The organism is Anatilimnocola floriformis, assembly GCF_024256385.1.
Classification (GTDB): domain Bacteria; phylum Planctomycetota; class Planctomycetia; order Pirellulales; family Pirellulaceae; genus Anatilimnocola; species Anatilimnocola floriformis.
In genome coordinates this window covers 4,262,503-4,283,316 of record NZ_JAMLFW010000001.1, presented here as the reverse complement: position 1 = coordinate 4,283,316, position 20,814 = coordinate 4,262,503, and the positions used below count along the sequence as shown (strand labels likewise).

The following is a 20,814-nucleotide window of genomic DNA, read 5'->3' as shown; positions in this document are numbered from 1 at the left end:
TACTTTTCGCGAGCCGTTGCCAGCATGACTTCGCAGGCATCTCGACCGACAACGACCACACCCCAGCCGGTGTTCGTGCCGCCCGGTGCGTACACGCAACCCGCAACGGAACCGGTCGATCCCACGCTGCTGCAAGACACGCGGAACGAGATCCGCAATCTCGTCGGCGAAGTCGCCCAGCTCGCGGCGAGCGACGTTTCGCCGTCGGAGTTTTACGAGGGTTTTCTCTCCCGCGTGCTCGCGGCGATGGCTGCTGTCGGCGGTGCGGTTTGGCTGAAGCAAGAAGGTGGTTTGCACCTCGCCTTCCACGCCAACTTTCCAGCGACCGGTTTTCCCGTTGATCAGGACCTGCCGGCGCATCGTGGTTTGCTCGCCCGCGTCGCCGAATCGAAGCAGGCCCTAGTTGTGCCGCCGCATGCTGGTGCTGCCGCCGACCTGAAGAGTCAAGACAACCCCACGCAGCACCTGCTCGTCGTCGCGCCGTTGTTGCTCGAAGGTGAGACGCAGGCGATCGTCGAAGTCTTTCAGCGCCCCGGCGGTGGGCCGACGACACAGCGCGGTTACCTCCGCTTTCTGGTGCAGATGGCCGATCTGGCCGGCGACTTTTTGAAGACGCAGCACCTGAAACAAATGCGCGACCGCCAGGCCCTGTGGCAACAAGTCGAACAGTTTGTGCTTGCTGTGCACCGCTCACTCGAACTCATGCCGACCGCGTATGCGATCGCTAACGAAGGGCGGCGGATTGTCGGCTGCGAGCGCGTGTCGCTGGTCCTCTGGAAAAATGGACGCTGCGAAGTTCTCGCCGTCAGCGGTCTCGATTCGCTCGACCGCCGTGCTGCTCAGGTAAAACGGCTTGCCGAACTGACGCGCTGCGTCCTCAAGGCCCGCGAGCCGTTCTGGCATACGCATGCTTCCGGCGATGTGCCGCCACAGATCGAAGCGGCGCTGCAGGCCTATCTCGATCAATCGCACGCGCGGTTGCTGGGGGTGGTGCCCCTCACCATCGCGCCGGCGAACACCGATCAGCCGATTCGCGCCAGCGAGTTGCCGCTCCTGGGCGCCATCATCGTCGAACAGTTGTCCGATGACCGCCCGACGGCGGACTTATCCAAACGCGTGGAACTCGTCGCCCAGCACAGCGCCTCGGCGCTGGCTGCCGTGAAGTCGCATCAAAGCGTTTTCCTGCTGCCAGTTTGGAAAGTCATCGGCAGCCTCGGCGTGGTCGCGTCGCTGCGAGCCTTGCCGAAGACGCTCGCCGTCGTCATCGCGCTCGCCGCAATCGTCGCCGCACTTGTGCTCGTGCCTGCCGATTTCGAAGTCGCCGCGCGGGGCAAGCTGCAGCCCGCCGAACGCCGCGAAGTTTTCGCGCCGATCAGCGGCGTGGTCGATTCGCTCAATGTCCGCCACGGCGACTTTGTGCAGCCGAATCAACCGCTGATGCAGCTCAGCAGTCACGAGCTCGAAGAAGAATTGACCACGATTCTCGGCGAGCAAAACACGGCCAGCGAACAGCAAGCCGCCACGCAACGCGCCTTGCTCGACAACCGTAATAACAACGGCGCTCGGCTGTCGACGGCCGATGAAAACCGCCTGAATGCCGAGTTGCTCGAACTGAATCAACGGCTGCGAAATCTCGATCGCGAGCTGGCTCTCTTCCGTGAGAAGCAAAAGCGGCTGCAAGTTCTCTCGCCAACCGCGGGCCATGTCGTCACTTGGAAAGTCGAGCAACTGCTGCTGCATCGCCCCGTCGAGCGCGGCCAGGCCCTGCTGTCGATCGCCGATCCGGGCGGGCCATGGGAACTGGAGCTCTATGTTCCCGAACGGCGACTCAAGCACCTCGCCGCGGCACGGCAAATGAAACCGAACGAGCGAACTCGCGAACCACTCGAAGTGTCATTCACTCTCGCCAGTCATCCAGGCCAGACATTCGTCGGCAAGGTTGTCGAAGTCGAACAAACGGCCCAAGTCCGCGGCGAAGAAGGAAACACTATTCTCGTCCGCGTGCAGGTCGATAAATCGCGGTTGCCGGAACTGCACGATCAGGTGACCGTGACCGGCAAGCTTTACTGCGGCGAACGGCCGCTGGGGTTTGTGTGGTTCGTCGATCTGCTGGAAACGGTGCAGACGAAAGTGCTTTTCTGGTTGTAGTTTGTTCGGGAGGGCGAGGCTCCCGCCGAGCCGCGGTGGAATCGCACTTCAACCAAATTCAATCGATTGATTTAGCAGCGATAGTTAGATATCGATCGTCAATTCCATCGCACCCCCGGCTCGGCAGGAGCCTCGCCCTCCCCAATCCAGCCAACTAAGCCATGCAAAATTCCCTCCAAGACCTGTACTCCGCAAGCACCAGCCGAGCGCTGGGTTTGCGCATGCGCAGCGACTTGGAGCTGGTGCAACAAACGTGGCAAGGCCGTTCATGCTGGGTCATCAAAGATCCACTGGCACTTAAGTACTATCGCTTCGAGGAAGAAGAATTCACGCTCCTCTCGTGGCTCGATGGCCAGACGAGCCTCAGCGATTTGCAGACTCGATTCGAAGAGCAATTCGCCCCGCAGAAGCTTTCGATCGCCGCGCTGCAGCAATTGTTGACGATGCTCCATCGCAGCAACTTGCTGGTTTCACTCGCGCCTGGGCAAGGTGAATCACTCCGCACGCGCAATGAACAGCGGTCGCGTCAAAAGTTCTGGGCGACGCTCAGCAATCCGCTCGCCATGCGGTTTCGGGGCTTCGATCCCGACTGGCTCCTTACTGTTTTGAACGCCAACTTCGGCTGGCTGTTCTCGCCGATCGCCATTTTCTTCGGCGTGTGCTTCGGTCTTTCTGCGCTCGCGCTGATTGGCGTGCAGTGGGATGAATTCTCGCAGAAACTGCCGCGATTTCGCGAATTTTTTGCCGTCAGCAATTGGTTGCTGCTCGCGGTGATCATGTCGCTGGTGAAGGTTCTGCACGAGTTTGGCCACGGTGTCTCTTGCCGGCGTTACGGCGGGCACAGTCATGAGCTGGGCCTGATGCTGCTTGTGTTCACGCCCTGCCTGTATTGCAACGTGACCGATGCGTGGGTCATTCCCAGCAAGTGGAAGCGGGCCATGATCGGCGCCGCCGGCATGTATATCGAGCTGTTGCTCGCCGCGGCCTGCACGTGGATCTGGTGGTTCACCGAGCCGGGGCTGGTCAATCATCTGTGCATCAACACGATGTTTGTCTGCTCGGTCAGCACGCTGATGTTCAACGCCAACCCGCTAATGCGCTACGACGGCTATTACATTTTGTGCGATTTGCTCGAGATTCCCAATCTGCGGCAGAAGGCCTCGTCGCTCGTACGCAGCAAAGCGGCGACCTGGTTCCTCGGCGTCAAGGAAAACATCGATCCCTTTTTGCCGGTGCGCGGCCGGTTGTGGTTCGCGGCGTTTTGCATCGCGTCGACGCTCTACGGCTGGGTCGTGACTTTTTCGGTGCTGTGGTTTCTCACGCAAGTCTTCAAGCCATACGGTCTGTCGATCATCGGCCAAGGGATGGCGGTCGGTTCGCTCGCGCTGATGATCGTGATGCCGGTGTGGCGGCTCGTGCAATCTTTGAGAGTTCCAGGGAGGAGGCAGCGGATGAAACCATTACGTGTCGTCATCAGCAGCTCGCTGGCGGTGGGGGCGGTTGCCGCGGCCTGTTGCGTGCCGCTGCCGCATTACATTTCGGCCCCAGTGCTGCTGCAGCCGCGCGGCGCCGAAGCCATCTATGTGGAAGTGCCAGGCGAAATCGAAGCCGTTTGGCTCGATCGCGGTTCGGTCCTTGCGGGACAACCGCTGGCCAGGCTGACCAACATCGACGCCAAGATCGCCGCGCAAAAACTGCGGGCCCGCCGTGACGAACTCGAAACCAAGATCGAAGGCCTGCGACAACGAGCGCACACCGATAGCGAAGCCCTGCGGCAACTCTCGCAAACCGAAGAAGCCCTGGCCGCCATCGTCGGTCAACTGCAACAGCGTGAAGCCGAGCTGCAAAAGCTCACCATCGTAGCGCCGTTCGCCGGGCAGTTCTTGCCGCCGCCCGAGCGAACGAACTCCCACGCCGACAAAGTTACGTTAGCCGGTTGGAATGGTCGGCCACTCGCGGCAAAGAATCACGGCGCGTTTCTCGACAAAGGAACGCTCCTCGGCAAGGTTTCGCCGACGGGCCAATTCGAAGCCGTTCTCGCACTCGATCAAAATGCGATGGAGTTCATTCGTGCGGGTCAACCGGTCGAAATCGTGCTCGATCAATGGCCGGGTGAAAAACTCCGCGGCTCGATCGAACACATCTCGGAACAACCGTGGAACGCCGTGCCGCCGAGCCTGTCGACCAAATCGGGCGGTCGGATTTCGACACATACCGGCAGCGACGGCGGTGAGCACCCGGTTTCGGAAACCTATCAAGCCAGCGTGCCGCTCGGCGAAACCGACGACCGCTGGGTCGCCGAAGGGACCGGCGAAGCCCGCATTCACGCCGGTTCGCTCACGCTCGCTCAGCACGCTTGGCGCATGATCTGCCGGACGTTTCGGTTTGAGTTGTAGCCGCGACGAGTAGAATAGTGGCTTGGATTTTCCGCCGTCGTTCTTCTCGCGGTCGACATGCGCAGCGTCATTCAGCCACCTTCGCCCAACCCGACTGCCGGCTTTCATCAGCCGGGCGGTTGGTGGCATGAAACCGACGAACCGAGCCGCATTCACTGTGACCTGTGTCCGCGAGCTTGTGTCTTGCGGCCCGGCGATCGCGGCTTTTGCTTTGTTCGCGAGAACATCGCCGGCGAGATGATTCTCTCCACCTATGGCCGCAGCACTGGCTTTTGCATCGACCCGATCGAAAAGAAGCCGCTGAATCATTTCTATCCCGGCACCAGCGTTCTTTCCTTCGGCACGGCGGGCTGCAACCTGGGCTGCAAGTTCTGCCAGAACTGGGACATCTCGAAATCGCGCGAAGTCGAACGGCTGAGCGAGGAAGCCACGCCCGCGACGATCGCCGCCGCCGCCAAAGAACTCGGCTGCGATAGCGTGGCGTTCACGTACAACGATCCGGTCGTGTGGGCCGAATACGCGATCGACACCGCGAAGGCCTGTCGCGCGGCGGGCATCAAAACCGTCGCGGTGACGGCAGGTTACATCACGCCGGAAGCGCGCGGGCCGTTCTTTGAATACATGGACGCGGCCAACGTCGATCTGAAAGCATTCAGCGAAGACTTTTACAAGCACGTCACCCTTTCGCATCTGCAACCAGTGCTCGACACGCTGAAGTGGCTCGTTCACGAGAGCGATGTTTGGCTGGAAGTCACGAATCTGATCATTCCCGATGCCAACGACACGCGCGACGAAGTGCAACAGATGTGCGACTGGCTGCTACGCGAGTTGGGCGCGGATGTGCCGATCCATTTCACGGCGTTTCATCCTGATTTTCGAATGCGAGACCGCGGCAACACGCGACCCGAAACGCTGTTCGCTGCCTATGACCTCGCGAAATCCGCTGGGCTGCGATATCCCTATGTCGGCAACATTCATTCGCCAGCGCAGCAAAGCACGTATTGTCCGAACTGTCGCCGGCCGGTGATCGACCGCGTCGGCTACGAGATTCGCTCGTATGCCGTACGCAATCAGAGTTGTGCTCACTGCGGCGCCGCGATCGCCGGCCGCTTTCACGATGCGGCCGGCACGTGGGGAAGTCGCAGACAGCCCGTCCGGATCAGTTCGTATGCGGTGGCGGAAGCGGAACCCAAAAACAGCCCCGAGCCGCCGCTGCTGCAAATCGAATCCTCTCTCTCGAAGCGGACACCAACGATGAATCCTCTCACAAATGAACCAGGCCGAGAGCTCTTGCAGTTTGCCGCGAAGGCGCTGTGCAGTTGCGTTCTCCGGCAACCGCTGGAATCAACGGCTGGACTGCCGGCCGAGCAAGCACAGCAGCAAGTCCTGGGCACCTTCGTCAGCGCGAAACGCAGCGGCCAATTGCGAGGTTGCTGCGGTTCGCTCGGCCAACTCACGCCGCTGCAGCAATCGCTGGCCCATTCGGCGCAGCGTACCGCGAGTGATGACCCGCGTTTTCCGCCAATCTCGCCGAGCGAGTTGCCGTTTCTGGATTTGGAAGTGTGGGTTCTCTCGAACATGCAGCCTGTTGAATCTCAAGGTGTTGCGCGCGAAGGCGTCGTCGTGATCGGCAAGCACGGCTTACAGATCGCCCGCGGCAATTCGCGCGGCTTGCTGCTACCAGGTGTCGCCGTCGACCAAGGTTTTAGCGCGGAAGAATTTCTCCGCCAGGTCTGCCGCAAAGCCGGTTTGCCGCCAACGGCGTGGAAGGATCACGACACGCAGTTGTGGACATTCGAGGGCGTGAGCTACCACGCACCGCTCGCCCAGTTATCGAACGCTTCAGCTCCCGCGTCGCCAGCGCTGAGTACAGCCGATTTGCGAATCTTGACGAGCTTCTTTCGCGACAACGTGATTGCTGCCGCAACCGGAGCAACACCGAACTATTTCGCGCACGGTGCCGCTGATGGCAATATCTCTGGTTTGGTGGCGAAGCTCGCGACGAAAGATGGCCAGTCGCTCGGGCAGTCTTGCCGGTTGAATTTGCGTGATTCGCTGCCGCTGCAATCGTCGCTGTTTCAAATTGCTCAGCAGTTGGGCGAGCAACTGGGCAATCAGCGAGTGGCTGAAGCGTTGTTACGCGATTGCGTTGCTGAGCTGACGGTTCTCACCGACGTTGCCTTGCATGGAACGATCGACGACCCGGATCTGCGCGGCATCGACCCCGCGCGGCGGGCGCTGATCGCGATTCAGCGGCAACGAACGGCCGTGGCCTTTGATTCGCAGGCCACGGCGGAGTCATTGCTGCAGCGGGCCATCGAAGCGGCTCGCATCGATCCGGAAGAACCAGCATCAATCTTCAGCCTCGCCGCCGCTTCGACAGCGCAGAGCACAACCTGGGCACAGTTTCCTCAGCCCGCTAACGGCCCCGATGTTCGGCCAGCAGCACAGGCGGGCCGGTTTTATCCTGCAGATGTCCGCGAGCTGAACGCGCTGGTCGATCGTTGCCTGGCAGGCGAATCGGCTGAGAAGCAATCCGTTCCCGCCGTGATGGTGCCCCATGCGGGCCTGATCTACTCGGGAAAGATCGCCGCCGACGTGCTGCGGCGAGTGCAGATTCCGCAGCGCGTGATTGTGATCGGCCCCAAGCACACGCCACATGGCGTCGATTGGGCTGTCGCCCCGCAAGCAGCGTGGGCGGTTCCCGGTGCGCAGCTCGCCGCCGACCGGGAACTGGCGGAATTGCTTTGCCAGAAGATTCCTGGCCTGCAACTCGATGCTGCTGCTCATGCACAGGAACATGCAGTCGAAGTAGAGCTGCCATTCCTCGCGCGACTGGCGCCGAATTCCAAAGTGACCGGAATCGCGCTTGGTCAGGCTACTCTCGCGCAGTGCCTGCGTTTCGCGACCGGACTTGCTGAAGTCATCCGCTCACTCCCAGAACCGCCGCTCCTCATCGTCTGGAGCGACATGAATCACTTTGCCACCGATGCCGAAAACCGTCGGCTGGATGAGATCGCGCTGCAATCGCTCGAAACGCTCGATCCAGCCACGCTTTTCGAAACCGTGCGCGATCAGGAAATCAGCATGTGCGGGTTGGTCCCCGCCGTGATCGTCGTCGAGACACTGCGCCAACTGAATAAGCTTCAACGCGTAGAGCGGATTGGCTATGCGACGAGTGCAGATGTAACGGGTGATTCGTCGCGGGTAGTCGGTTATGCCGGCGTGCTGTTCTTATAAGAGCGACTACTTTGCGAGCAGCTTCTCGGCCTGCGGCGCGAGCGCGGCGATGTTGTGGGCCACTGCGACGACGATGCCTTTTTGATCGACGAGCATCATCGTGGGAATGCCGCGCACGCCGTACTTTTCCGCCAGTTCGCCCGCTTCGTCGCCGGCGAGTGTTTCCCAAGGGATTTGGTTTTCTTGCAGGTATGCGGCCAACGCTTCCAGATCCTTGTCGACACTCACGCCGACGATTTCGAAGCCTTGGTCCTTGTGCTGATCGCGGAATGCTTTGACGTTCGGCATTTCTTTGCGGCAGGGGCCGCACCAGGTAGCCCAGAAGTCAACGATCACGACCTTGCCGCGGTACTTCTCCCAGACAAAGGCTTTGTCGTCCGCAGTGTTGCCGCCGAGCTCGAGCGGTTTGCCGACGAGGTCCGATTCTTTGGTCTCGGGTTTCTTCGCGAGCTTCTTGCCGTAGCGGGCCAGTTCCTTGTCGCTGCTCTTGGCAAAGACGGCGCCGAACTCGCTGAAGTGCTTTTCGCGCGCGTCGCCATCTTCGAGCTTGTTGATCAGATCGACAGTTCCGGAAGCCATCCGCAAATGCTTCGCGGCGAGCTTTTCCTTGCCGTAGAAGTCTTGTAGTTCTTTCAGCAGCGATGTGATTTCTTCCGGCTTGGCGTCGCTGGCGTCGAGGACTTTGCGTTCTTCTTGAAAAAACGACGTCTGGCGCGCGATCCGCGGCCGAGCGTCATCCTTGAGCGTTGCCACGAATGCAGCCAGTTGCTGATCGGCTTTTTCGTCGCCGTCGCAGGCCGCGCGATGGAGAATCGCGAGCTTGTTCTCGATGGCCACCAGTTGCGCATTTTCCTTGGCGGTTTTGTCGGCCAGGATGCGGTCGCAGGCCTCGGCGATGGCGGCAGAAAATCCAGGCCGCGATTGAATGGTCTTCGGCTTATCGAGCATCCGCTCGATCCAATCGTTGAGCTGATTCGCAGTCAGATCCGGCTTGGCGAGATAAGGATTCGCCTCGGCAGCCGGCGCGGGTTCGTCGGCAGCGAGGACCGAAAGCAAACCAAAGGGCGAAAAGAGCCCGGCCAACTGCCGATCGATCTGCCGCAGATCCGGAATCAAACTCCCTTGCTTATTCGGCTCGGCAGCTTTTGGTTCAGTGATTTTTGGCTCAGACGCAGCGGGCGCAGGAACAGCAGGAGCCGGTGGAGTTGGCGGCTGCGGCGCCGGTGGCCCAGCCGACGGCGCGTTACTTGGCGTCGGTTCGGCCTTGGGAATCGTGGGATTATCAATCGACAATGGCGGCGGCGGTTGGAATTCGAACTTCGGCACTTCGGGCAATCCCAACAGTTCCTTCAACCGCAGACCGAGCTTTTCCGAGTCGAGCTTGTAGTGGAGCGAATCCACTTTGCCTTCCTTGTCGACCAGAATGTATAGCGGCAGGCCGAACAGATTCAGTTCCTTGGCTAGACTGCTTTCGTGCCAGTCTTGAAACTTCTCCCCCTTGGCGACGTCGGGCGAAACATACACGGTCCAAGGAATGAACGAGCGATTGAATTGCAGCACGGTTTGCAATTCGGCAAGCTGCGTATCGAGCACGAGGCTGATCACTTCGAGTCCTTGCGGCTGCAGCTTCTCCGTAGTTTGCCGCAACACCGGCAGATCGTTGCGGGCCGATTCGATGTCGGTCCGCCAGCAGCAAACGAGCAGCACTTTCCCCTTCATCGCCTGCAAATCGAGCGGCACGCCGGGCTTGTCTTTGCCTTCGATGCTGACGGCCGAAGCCGCAAACGGTTGGCCGACCATGGCAAATCGCTTGCGGGTCATCTCGGCGTAGCGAGCGATGAACTTCGTGATCTCCGCATTTTCGTGCTTCGCATAGCCGGTCTCGAAAATACCGAGAAACTGCTTGGCCAGCTCTTCATGGCCGCTCTTTTCGAGCTGCGAAATAATATCGACGATGGCTTGGATATAAGCAGGGCTTGGGCTCGTTTCCGTTAACAATCCTTGCACGCCAGTGAGGAGCTTTTCATTGGCATCCGGCTTTTTGGCGAGCACATCTTTGAGCAGGCCGCGCACGTTGAGCTCGATCAAGTTAGCCGAGTATTCATGCATCTTGCCGGCAGCGGCCAGCTGTTCGCTTTTGTGGTCTTTGTAAGCCGCGGCGATAGCCCGCATTCCCTTCACCGCTTCGTCGCGATAGCCGCGATCGCCCAGCACTTGGCAAACCTCACTGGCGATCATCAGCACATCTTGATCGCCAGCGTCGTCGGCCAGCAGCTTTTCGAGCTCTTTCAGAATGGCGGGAGCATCGACCTTCTTCGCAGCCAACTGGGCGGAGACGTTGCCGTTGAAAAGCATCAGCCGGCCTTTGCGGGCGATGTCGGCGTTGGGGCTCGCGGCCACTGCCTTGGCGAAGGTAGCCATGCGCATGGGGGCCGAGGGATCGCCGAGCTCGCCCAGCATGCGGAGAGCTTGAGCGGCACTGCCCAACGCGAAGTCGTTGACTTGCGGATGGGCATTGGCGGCCAGGATTCGTTGCGACAGCTCGACGATCATGGCTTGCCGTTTGGCCAGATTAGTCAGTTGCTCGTTTTCGTTATTTCCGGGCGGAGGCGTTTCGACCATCTCCTGAATCATCACCACCATCTGCTTCACTTCTTGCGAGACGGTAACTTCCTTGCCGCCGGCCGGAGCGGCTGGCGTTTCGGGAGTTCCCTTTTCGTTCGGAGTGGCCGGCGGTTGCTTGCCGCCGTTTTCGGCTACGGCGGGAGGCGTCGTGCCCGCACTTTTTTCGATAATCAGCTTTTGATCGGCAGGCTGATTCTCGCCGCTATTGCCGGTGGGCAATCCTCGCGGCACATCCGTTGGCGGCAACCCGACGGTTTCTTCGGCCGGGCGAAACTTCGATTTTTCGGCCGTTACGGGTTGGCCATCGCCGCCGCAGCCAGTCAGTCCGCCAGCCAGCATCATGCCCAAAACCAGCCACGCCAAACGCGAGCGAACTGCCATCACAGCACCTAACCCATCCATCCAATCGCTGCCAAGCCGCCGCGAACCCTCGCCGCGGCTGGCAACCGAACTAATGTCCGGATTTTAAGGGAGTTACGGAAAATAAGCATCCCCGATATTGGAAAACGCCCCGCGCCACAGCAGACGAACGATTAGCTCTGTTGCCTTGCCAGCACTTGGATTACGTTACAACCAACGCACCCTGTTCCTCTCTTCCGATCGTGAGTTCATTGATGGACGGCAAAGCCAAGAAACGCCTCGAAGTCATCCGCCAAAAGCTGCCGATGCTCAAGCAGCAACTGGCCGGCGCCAAAAAGCAGATGGACGACGTGGAAGAAGTGAAGAAGCTGGAAAAAGAGATCGCTGCCCTCGAAGCCGAAGCAACCAAACTCCGCGCTTAACGATTGCAACGAAGTTGCCGGCCGATCGCGCGAATGCGTGATTTCCACCATGGGGTAAAGTAGAGATGTCGCTGCGCGGTTTTCGCCGGCGAATCCTCATGGGCCGATTTCCATGCCTCTCACTGCCGCGATGTCCGACACCGAAAACTCCGTCGCCAGCCGTTCGCCGCGCACGCTGGTCAGCGTGGCGACCTACAACGAGCTCGAAAATCTGCCGTTGCTGGTCGACGAAATTTTCGCCGTCGCGCCGCAGGTCGACATTCTGGTTATCGACGACAACTCTCCCGATGGCACGGGTAAGTGGGCCGACGAAAAGTCGCATGGCGATGAGCGGGTGCATGTGCTGCATCGGGCCGGCAAGTTGGGCCTCGGCACGGCGACCATCGCCGCGATGCAATATGCCATCGACCACGAGTACGACTATCTGCTAAATCTCGACGCCGATTTTAGCCATCACCCTCGCTACATTCCCGCCATGCTCGCCGGCATGGACAACGCCGACGTGATGATCGGCTCGCGCTATTGCCCCGGCGGCGGTGTGAAAGATTGGCCACTCAAACGCCGGCTAATGAGCCAGTGCGTCAACTTCTACGCTCGCACCTCGCTGGGACTCTCGCCCAAGGATTGCAGCGGCGCGTATCGGTGCTTTCGCGTTTCGACGCTCGCCAAACTCGACTTCAGCCGCATCCGCAGCCGCGGCTATTCGTTTCAAGAAGAGATTCTTTGGCACCTGAAAAGGGTCGGTGCTCGCTTCGACGAAACGCCGATTATTTTCGCCGATCGTGAACGAGGCCAGTCGAAGATCAACAGCAAAGAAGCGCTCGCCGCACTTTGGATCATCTTCCGCATGGGCGTGAAGAATTGGGTCGGAGTTTGAGCGAACCACCGGGCAGTATTTGACTGCCGACTGTCCTGCCCGCACGAAGGCCGCGATAATCCAGGCATTCACCGAACGGAAAGGATGGCCGGGCATGCTCACGCTGGCGGAAGAAGTGGGACTTGGTGGCTTTCACCTGGCTAGTCAGGTGCGGAAGGCGTTTGCCGCGTTCAGCGATGCCGAGGTGAATGAACTGCTCACGAAGTTGCGCAGCGAATCGTTCGCGCGGCACCTGATTTATCTGCGCGATGGCCAGCAGGAAGTCGTCAGCCTGTTTCCTTGTCCGCTGGCAGCGCTGCCCGATCAGATTTCGTATCTGCATTATGTTTCGCTCACGCTGCAGAACGCGCTGAAGCGGTTGCCGGAGCTTTATTTTCAGGACTTTCTCGTCCGCGAGGTCCTCCGCATTCCAGCCGCCGAGGAAGAGTGGCTGTTGCAATGCTGGGGGCCGAGTCAGCGCGATCACAATCCGATTTTCGGTCGGCTCGATGCAGTGATCGACTTCACCAGCCCGATGTGGAAGAACTCACTCAAGTTCATGGAACCGAATCTGAGCGGCATTGGTGGATTACACCTCGTGCCCACGGCGGAGCGACTGGTGCATGAGATCGTGCTGCCGCAACTTGTGCGGCGCGACGCGCAGCTCAGTCTCTCGCTGCTGCCGGACACTCGTGAGATGCTCATGCAGATGATTCGCGACCACCTGGAAGCAATCGGCCGGCCGGCGCGGAACATCTGCTTCGTAGAAGCCAAGTACGCCGGCTCCGGCATCGACGAGCAAGAGGATCTCGCGCGGTTTTATCACGACCAGTACGGCCTCAAGGTAATGCACGCCGATCCGTGCGAGCTCGAGGTCCGCGGCAACGAAGTTTATTACGCGGGCGATGTCGTCGACCTCGCTTACCGCGATTACATGGTCGGCGATTTGTTGACGCTGCAGAATCAGGGCAAGGATGTGTCGGCCATGCGGCTGCTGTTTCAGCAGAACCGCATGGTGTCGTCGATCACGGCCGAGCTCGATCAGAAGAGTTGCTGGGAAGTGCTGACCGATCCGAAAATCGCCGAACGGCACTTCAGCGCCGACGAGCGGCAGATCTTTCGCCGCCACGTGCTGTGGACTCGCTTAATCCGGCCGCGAAACACGAGCTTCCCCGATGGGAGCGAAGGAGACTTGCTCGCCTATGTGCGCCGCGAGCGGGAAACTCTGGTCCTCAAACCAAACCGAGCCTGCGGCGGCGAAGGAGTGCTCATCGGCCCGGCCACTTCTCCGGGCGAGTGGGACGCCGCGATTGAGCTAGCGCTAGCCGATCCCAATCGCTGGGTCGTGCAGCAAATCGCGAGTTTGCCGGTCAGTGAGTTCCCCGTGATTGGCCCCGATGGAGCAATTCACAGCGAGCCGTTTCATGTGGTGATGGGCTTTGCACCCACGCAGTACGGCGTGGCGATCACCGTTCGAGCTTCACAAAAGCAAGTCGTCAACGTCGCTCAGCGAGGCGGCATGTGCGTGGTCTTCACAGGCCGTCCGGCGCGACCGCTTCAAGGGCCGGCACCCAACAAGCGCGCCGGCGGTTGGGAGCAACTCTAACTATCGCGGCAGGTTCGCCGGTGCAGCAGCCTGCCGGACCGGTTCGCGATAGGCTTGCTTGTTTGCATACAATCGCAGGCGAGCCTGCAGCGCGGCCTGTGCCTCTTGCGGCGCGAGTTGAATGGCCTTTTGTAGCGTGGCTTGGGCTTGTTCAAACTGCCCCATGTTGGCCTGCGCCGCGGCATACACATCGAGAGTGCGGTAATCGTCGTCGCCATCGAGATCGATGGCTTTCTCTGCTGCTTCGAGAGCCAGCTTCGAATTGCGGAACTTCAGCTCAGGGCAAGTCGCCATCAGCCAGGCGACTCCGCGAAAGGCTCGACCCATGCGGTTGTCGGTGCGAGCCGCCGTGCGATAGTCTTCCGCCGCAGACTGCCATTGGCCGAGCCCCATTTCGATTTCGGCCCGTTCGTAATAGGCAGGAGCATAGTCAGCTTGAATCTGCAGCGCGTGCGAGATGTCTTTCAGTGCGTCATCGAGTTTGCCCACATGTCGCCGTGCTGCAGCACGACCCACCAGGCTGCCGTGATCATCGGGCTTGAGCTTCAGCACTTGCGAGTAGTCGCTGATGGCCTCAGCATAGCGGCCGAGCTGCGACTTGATCTCGGCCCGATTGAACCAGCCGTTCACATGATCGGGCTTGAGTTTCAGCGCCTGATCGAAATCGGCGAGCGCCTCTTCCACCTTGCCATGCAAACCGAGGCTCACGCCGCGATTGTGATAAGCCTTCCACTTGGTGCTGTCGAGCGTAATCGCTTGCTGAAAGTCTTCGAGGGCCAACGCATCGAGGTCGTTGGCTTTGCGTTCCTCACCCTTTTCGATCAGCTCTGTTGCTTGCTGGGCAAACGCTTCGCCGCGGCGGTTGTAGCCCCACGAAGCGAGTTGCTTGGCGTACTTGATTGTCTCTTCGCTAGTTTGCTCGGCGAGTACTCGCTCGCAGTTTTCGATGATGCTGCTGTACTCATCGACGGTCTTCGCCGTCTTCGACAGAGCATAGGCATCGGCCATTTGCCGGGCAATCGCTTTGGCCGGGCTGATCTCCACCGGCGTGCCCTGCGGCTTGGCTTCGGTGGGAGCGGTGCGCGCGGGTCGCAGCGAGTTGGGCTGCTGCGCGCTGACGAATGTAGTTAGCGCAGCGCAGACCGCGAACGAAATGAGCAAGCGTGTGCAACTCATGGCAGATCCCTCCGCAGACCTCGCGCACGGAGCGCCGGTCATTGATCGATGGCTGCCAATCCCTTTGGCAACCAATGGCGGATTGTCGAAGATAGCGACGAAAGCAGCAAACCCAATTTGGACAAAAATTGCACAGAAGGGTGGGTTGCTGCTAGCACCTTATGCCTGCGGTTCGGTCATGCTCCAAGGATCGAGCGCTTCCTTCAGCGTCGTTTCGGGCAGGATCCCTTCTTCGCGGCAGAGTTCGCGCACCGTCTTGTTGCTCTTGAAGGCTTGCTTGGCAATGGCCGCTGCCTTCTCGTAGCCGATGTGTGGGTTCAGGCTCGTCACCATCGACAGGCTCTTCTCCACCGAGGCCTCGCAGGCTTCGGGGTTCGCTTCCATTTCGATTGCGCAGAAATCGACAAAGGCCCGCGTGGCGCCGGCGAGCAGGGCGATGCTCTCGAGCGTCGTTTGCCCCATCACGGGCATCATTATGTTCAACTGGAACTGGCCACCGGTTGCACCGCTGAAGGTGATCGTTTGATCGTTCCCCATTACGCGGGCGGCGACTTGCATCATGCTTTCGCACATCACCGGGTTTACCTTACCCGGCATGATCGAGCTGCCGGGCTGGCGATCGGGCAGCTTGATTTCATAGAAACCGCAGCGCGGGCCCGAGCCCAGCCACCGAATATTGTTGCTGACGTTGAACAGCGTCATCGCGATCGTGCGCAGTTGGCCGTGGCATTCCACCAAGCCATCGCGCTGCGCGTTCCCTTCGAAGTGGTTCACCGCTTCGATGAAAGGAATGCCCGTTTCCTTGGCGAGTTCCGCAGCCACGCGATGGCCGAATTCCGGATGCGTGTTGATGCCCGTGCCGACTGCGGTGCCACCGGCGGGAAGCTCCAGCACTGCTTTGATCGCTGCTTGAGCGCGCTCAAGCGACAGCTCGAGCTGCCGCGCAAAACCGCCAATCTCCTGCCCCAATCGCAACGGAGTCGCGTCGGCTAAGTGCGTCCGGCCGATCTTGATGATCTTGTCCCACTCGACCGCTTTTTTCTTCAGCTCATCATGAAAACGCTGCAGCGCGGGGATGAGATCGTTCTTGATCTGCATCGCCACCGACACGTGAATCGCCGTGGGGAAAATATCGTTGGTGCTCTGCCCCATGTTAACGTGATCGTTGGGATGGACCGGCTTGTCCTTGGCAAAGCGATCGCCGCCGAGGATTTCGATCGCGCGGTTGGCGATCACCTCGTTGGTGTTCATATTGCTCGACGTTCCCGAGCCCGTCTGAAAGACGTCGATCGGAAATTCCTTGTCGAATTTCCCCGCCGCCACTTCGCGGCAAGCGCTGAGCATCGCCGCGACCTGTTCGTCGTTCAGCTTATTTTTGCCGGTCTTTGTGAGCTTCCCGAGGTCGCGATTGGCCACGCCGCAGGCATACTTCACTAGGCCGAGGGCATGCACGAGCGCCGGCGGCAACGGCCAACCGGAGACCGGAAAATTCTCGACGGCCCGCTGCGTTTGCGAGGCGTAATACGCCTGCGCCGGAACCTGAACCTCGCCCATCGAATCGCGTTCAACGCGGAATTGAGTCATTGCGGACCTGCTGAAAGATCGTTGTGGAGATATTGTTGCGGAATCGCCGTGCTAAACGAAAAAAGCTACCGCGAACGGTAGCTTTGCACAATCGGCCTCCCTCGCTCAGAATGGCATACGGAGGTCGATCAGTGCCTACATAAAGCGGGTGGTAACGGGGCGTGATATACTCGCCGCATCTCTGCGAACCTACCACCACAACTCGAGCCTGCAATGCACACTACTTCTTCTTTCGCGCTAAAGTTCTTGAGTGTTGCCGTCATCGCCGGCTACCACTTGACGAGCGCCGTGGCCCAGCCACCGGAACTGGCGACGGAAAAGAAGTTCGCATTTGAAAAACAAGTAGTGCGGCAAATGGAACTCAACGAGCAAGGCAACCTGCTCGTCATTGTTAGCAGTGCGAATGACTTCGGCTCGGATGGACTGCTGCAAGTCTGGGACATCGAGAAAGAAAAGAAGGTTCGCGAACAGAAAGTCGCCTCGCGACAGGTTGCCATTTCACCCGACGGTCAGTGGGTTGCCTGCCTTGCAGAGTCAGGCAAGTTAGTGGTGCAAGGGACCAGCGATGGCAAGCAGCGCTACGAGCTTACAAAGCTTGCCAGCTTGAAGGCCCTCCGTTTTGTTGCTGAGGGGCGGGGGCTGGTCGCGTTTGGTACTGCAAAATATGAAGGTCCCAGCTCATTGGCTGCTTGGAAAATGGAAGATGGTGCGCAAGCCTTCGCTCGCACCGTCGATGAGCCTGACGTTTACTCCGCCTGCATTTTTTCCGACGGTCAAACGGTGGCACTTGGCACCAAGGGTGCTGACGTGATCGTCGTCAAGACTTCCGGCGCCCAGCAACAGCGGCGCGTGTTCATTGAGGATAAAAAGAATCTGGATATGGAAGGGCTGGCTGTTTCAGCGGATGGCCAAATCCTCATTTCCAGCCTCTACTCACAGCCTCGTGTTGTCTCCGACGTGCAAACTGGAAAGAAAGTCAAAACACTTAACTGGTCAAGTTTTCGCCCTACCATGGAAATTTTCCCGGACGCAAAGACGGTTGCGCTGCTTCCGGGATTAGGGCGCTTTGTGCTGCTGGTGGATATTGCAACCGACAAGCAGGTTGGCAGTCTCGTTGGCCCCTCGCCCGACATGTTCGGACAACCTCCGAGGGAATTTGCCTTAAGCGGAAATGGGCGTCGCCTGGTCGCTTGGGACGACAAGGAGGAGCTTCTCTTGGTCTGGAACACTGAAAAATTCGCAGGCCAAGCGACGGCGAAGTAGAGCGGCCTGAAATTGGTTGCGGCTGGGCACTGTCATGGCCGTCCTCCGAGAATTGCCAGCAGATATGGGTAGAACCCATGCCACACCGCCGATGTTAGAACTGGTGTAACCCAATACAACGGAACGAAACGGCGAGCAATTCGCCAGCTTACTAGTATCCAATCGTCATGGCGGAGTACCGACCTGACCAGCCTTGGCTATAAATCGATTAACACGACTACAAGGTGGTAAGTGATGCGATTTTCCATCCGCAGTTTTGGCTGGTTTGTGTGCTTGTTGTCTCTTGCAATGGGGCTTGCCGTGTCTCTGACGCGTCAGCGGCAATGTGAAGCCGAACTCGAGAGATTGAGGTTTCAAGTCCGCTATCTGGAGTCACGCGACAGGGGCTTGGGCTATCTTAAGACAAGTGCTAGGAATGTTGTAACGCACTTTTGCAATATCCACGAAATTCCAATTGAAATAGACTGGAAAGGTTTTGCCAAATATGGCATCTACCCGGAAAGTGTTATAGAGCTAGATTCCCGGACAGTAGGCGATAGGTTGTCAGATCAGATCGAAGTGACCTTTGGCGCAAAGGCCATTGTGACAATTCAGGCTGATGCAGTTAAAGTCTCCGCTCGCGATTAATGATGCTACGTCGTCAGGCATCTGAGCTACTTTGTCAAGTCGTTGGGATTGGTTTGAGGAAAGGGAGGATGGGTGATTGTTGTCGCTGAGGATGTCGTAGGTAGCGGCTGGGTGGCATGGGTACTACCCATGTCTCCTTTGACTTCTGAGGTAACACTCACTAACCCAGGGGAGCTCATTTCGATTTCGCCAGCAGTTGAGGCGCTGCGTTACCTCAGAACTTCCACCTGGCACTGTCATGGCATGTCCTCCGAGAATTACCAGCAGGACATGGGTAAAACCCATGCCACCCAGCCAATGCTAGAACTGGTGTAACCCAGTACGGCGAAACGAAAACGGTGAGCAATTCGACAGCTTCATTAGTATCCAATCGTCAGGGCGGAGTACCGACCTGACCAGCCTCGGCTACGTCGCCCGGTGAGCCCATTCCTTCATCAAATACGTCATCTGCCCAATGTGATGATGAAAGTGAACGCAGCAGCGTAGGTAGATGCTGAAGCGGTCGGGCACATCGTCTACACCTTGTGCAACGTACTGGCGTGACCAGTCGTTATCGGCCTGATTGCCGAGCGAGCGAATGACCATCGCAACGGTTTCGTCGAGTTCCGCCAGTATCTCGTCTTTCTTCCGCCCCTGCTGGACAATGGCAAACTCGCTATCGCGGTCGCGCACATAGCCGGTGTGTTCGATCTGCGTACCTATGTAGTAACTCAAATTTCCGATCAAGTGCAAAACTATGTTGCCAAAACTGTTCCCATACGGATACGGTTTTGCCCAGAACTGATCGTCCGTAAGGTTGCTGGCCATCGTGCGCACACGACGCGCAAAGTCGTGAAAGTAATGGCCGAAACCGGCGGCGATGGTTGTGGAAAGCTCGCTCTCTGACATGGTAATTGACCTTCGCGTCGGACTAATTCGCGCCCGTGTCTTTGTTCCGGCTGCAATCAACAGCCACCCTTACTAAGATGACTTTGCTCGAAGAGTAGGCGTCGGCATTCTCGCATAGGAATTTGTTCATGTCAGGACTCATGCTGTCGCGCATGATTTATCTCTTATTGCTACTTGCCATCATCGGCTGCAGCGCGCCGAGTCCCGCCGGCATCCCCGCAGCGAAACAAAAACGCGAACTCGGCGAGCCGATCACCGCCGGAGAGTTTTACGATGTGGCCGTTGAAATTGAGTCTGCCGCGGCTGCTAAAGATGCGGATTTGATGGACAAATGGGTTGACTATCCAGCCATCATCAAGAGGGCGCACAAAAACCTGAAGACCGGCGAGTTGGATGCTGAAACAGAACTCGAGAATGACCTGGATTCGGTACCGAATGGCTTCTTCTGCCTAGGTAAAACTGTAGTGCCCAACATCGAACGGGGTGGCTTCTTCCAACTGCTACGGGTGAATCGCCGACAGAATGTCTGCTTCGCGATGTATCGCGTCCAGCGGGCAGAAGACCTGGACTATCTCGAACTGCGTTTCCGAAAGGACGCCAGCGGAACCATCGCCGTTGATGAGGTTTTTCACTGGATCCTTAGCGAAACGTTGTCCGCCACGATTCGCCGGGCCGCGAAAGAGAGAATTGCCGATTGGCACCGGAGGCACGGGCCGAACTGGACCGTAAAACTGGACGCCTTCGATGAGTTAGCGACCGGCGCTATTATCGAGGAGCACCTTCGCAGCGGTAATCATCGTGCCGTGTTGGACGTCATCGCGACCGTCCCGGCTTTCAAGCAAAAAGAGCGGTACTACTTGCTGCTACGGATGATTGCGGCTGCGCAGGCCGGTGAGTTGGCGGAATCGCGGAAAGCGCTCGATACGCTGAAGGCGACCTATCCGAGCGATATCACTCTCGATATTGCGAGCCAGCCGTTGCTGCTGAAAGAGAAGAACTACGCGGCCGTTTACAAGAGCATTGACGACCTCGATGAGTTTGTCGGTGGCGACCCGTATCTCAACGCAATTCGTAGCGTCGTGCTGCTAGAGGAAGGGAAAGCCGACGAAGCGCTCGCGGTCGCGAAACTGGCCATCCAAGCTCCAGCGGTAGCTAGGCAGGCCTATTGGCAAGTGATTTCAATCCTTTTGAAGCAACAGGACTTTGTTGCGGTGTGTGACTACTTAGCGGAATACGAGGAGCGGTTTCAATTGCAGATTGTCGACATTGAGACTAACCCCGACTATGCCGAGTTCGTCAAATCGCCCGAGTACGAAATGTGGTTGAAGCGGGAAAAGGATGATTCCCCAGTGTTTTGACTGGTCCACCCGCGGTTGCGGAATGCCATGAAACAAAAACGGCCAGCGGTGAACCCGCTGGCCGTAATGGCTTGTTGCTGCAACGCTTACCGTCGAGATGCGACGCTGTGCAACTGAGTACCCCCAAGGGGATTCGAACCCCTGTTACCGGACTGAGAACCCGCAGCCTAGTGCCGAAAATGCCGTAAAAAACGCAGATTTTCAAGACATGACAGTGAAAACGCCAGTGCCGAAAATGGAAGTTGAGTCTCTGGTGGCCGGACTC

The 20,814-nt window shown here is 58.7% G+C and carries 13 protein-coding genes; 9 read left to right on the top strand and 4 right to left on the bottom strand.

Translation table 11 applies throughout. The annotated features are described in order from the left end of the window. The first annotated feature begins 24 nt into the window (after positions 1 to 24). The 3 genes from M9Q49_RS16585 (at position 25) to amrS (ending at position 7,784) form a co-directional block, all read left to right on the top strand. On the top strand, positions 25 to 2,148 hold the full coding sequence (locus tag M9Q49_RS16585) for an efflux RND transporter periplasmic adaptor subunit (RefSeq protein ID WP_254509921.1): 2,124 nt from the start codon (positions 25 to 27) through the stop codon (positions 2,146 to 2,148). A gap of 161 nt (positions 2,149 to 2,309) precedes the next feature. Next, the gene (locus tag M9Q49_RS16580; protein ID WP_254509920.1) at positions 2,310 to 4,544 is read left to right on the top strand and encodes an HlyD family efflux transporter periplasmic adaptor subunit; all 2,235 of its coding nucleotides are present in this window, start codon (positions 2,310 to 2,312) and stop codon (positions 4,542 to 4,544) included. Between the two features lie 57 nt (positions 4,545 to 4,601). Continuing rightward, positions 4,602 to 7,784, top strand: a complete 3,183-nt coding sequence (amrS, locus tag M9Q49_RS16575; RefSeq protein WP_254509919.1) for an AmmeMemoRadiSam system radical SAM enzyme — start codon at positions 4,602 to 4,604, stop codon at positions 7,782 to 7,784. A 6-nt stretch (positions 7,785 to 7,790) separates the two neighbouring features. Here the strand turns inward: amrS and M9Q49_RS16570 are convergent, their stop codons facing one another. Next, a complete protein-coding gene (locus tag M9Q49_RS16570) occupies positions 7,791 to 10,790 on the bottom strand; it encodes a TlpA family protein disulfide reductase (RefSeq protein ID WP_254509918.1) in 3,000 nt (999 codons plus the stop codon). Positions 10,791 to 11,011: 221 nt separating this feature from the next. On the opposite strand from M9Q49_RS16570, the gene M9Q49_RS16565 reads away from it, so the two are divergent. The 3 genes from M9Q49_RS16565 (at position 11,012) to M9Q49_RS16555 (ending at position 13,653) form a co-directional block, all read left to right on the top strand. Next, positions 11,012 to 11,191: a hypothetical protein gene (locus tag M9Q49_RS16565; protein ID WP_254509917.1), complete on the top strand. Its 180-nt coding sequence runs from the start codon at positions 11,012 to 11,014 to the stop codon at positions 11,189 to 11,191. Positions 11,192 to 11,303: 112 nt separating this feature from the next. Beyond that, positions 11,304 to 12,068: a polyprenol monophosphomannose synthase gene (locus M9Q49_RS16560; protein ID WP_254509916.1), complete on the top strand. Its 765-nt coding sequence runs from the start codon at positions 11,304 to 11,306 to the stop codon at positions 12,066 to 12,068. A 94-nt stretch (positions 12,069 to 12,162) separates the two neighbouring features. Next, positions 12,163 to 13,653: a hypothetical protein gene (locus M9Q49_RS16555; RefSeq protein ID WP_254509915.1), complete on the top strand. Its 1,491-nt coding sequence runs from the start codon at positions 12,163 to 12,165 to the stop codon at positions 13,651 to 13,653. Here the strand turns inward: M9Q49_RS16555 and M9Q49_RS16550 are convergent, their stop codons facing one another. Both M9Q49_RS16550 and M9Q49_RS16545 read right to left on the bottom strand, forming a co-directional pair. Further along, a complete protein-coding gene (locus tag M9Q49_RS16550) occupies positions 13,654 to 14,829 on the bottom strand; it encodes a tetratricopeptide repeat protein (protein WP_254509914.1) in 1,176 nt (391 codons plus the stop codon). It lies immediately after the preceding gene. 159 nt (positions 14,830 to 14,988) lie between these two features. Further along, complete coding sequence (locus M9Q49_RS16545; RefSeq protein ID WP_254509913.1) at positions 14,989 to 16,413, bottom strand: class II fumarate hydratase; 1,425 nt, start codon at positions 16,411 to 16,413, stop codon at positions 14,989 to 14,991. A gap of 213 nt (positions 16,414 to 16,626) precedes the next feature. Between M9Q49_RS16545 and M9Q49_RS16540 the strand changes: the two genes are divergently transcribed. Further along, a complete protein-coding gene (locus tag M9Q49_RS16540) occupies positions 16,627 to 17,676 on the top strand; it encodes a WD40 repeat domain-containing protein (RefSeq protein WP_254509912.1) in 1,050 nt (349 codons plus the stop codon). Positions 17,677 to 17,910: 234 nt separating this feature from the next. Next, positions 17,911 to 18,303 (top strand): hypothetical protein, encoded by a 393-nt coding sequence (locus tag M9Q49_RS16535; RefSeq protein WP_254509911.1) that lies wholly within the window; start codon positions 17,911 to 17,913, stop codon positions 18,301 to 18,303. A 405-nt stretch (positions 18,304 to 18,708) separates the two neighbouring features. Here the strand turns inward: M9Q49_RS16535 and M9Q49_RS16530 are convergent, their stop codons facing one another. Then, complete coding sequence (locus M9Q49_RS16530; protein WP_254509910.1) at positions 18,709 to 19,191, bottom strand: DinB family protein; 483 nt, start codon at positions 19,189 to 19,191, stop codon at positions 18,709 to 18,711. A 128-nt stretch (positions 19,192 to 19,319) separates the two neighbouring features. Between M9Q49_RS16530 and M9Q49_RS16525 the strand changes: the two genes are divergently transcribed. After that, positions 19,320 to 20,549 carry a hypothetical protein gene (locus M9Q49_RS16525; RefSeq protein ID WP_254509909.1) on the top strand — a complete coding sequence of 410 codons (1,230 nt, stop codon included), beginning with the start codon at positions 19,320 to 19,322 and terminating at the stop codon, positions 20,547 to 20,549. The last annotated feature ends 265 nt before the right edge of the window (positions 20,550 to 20,814 follow it).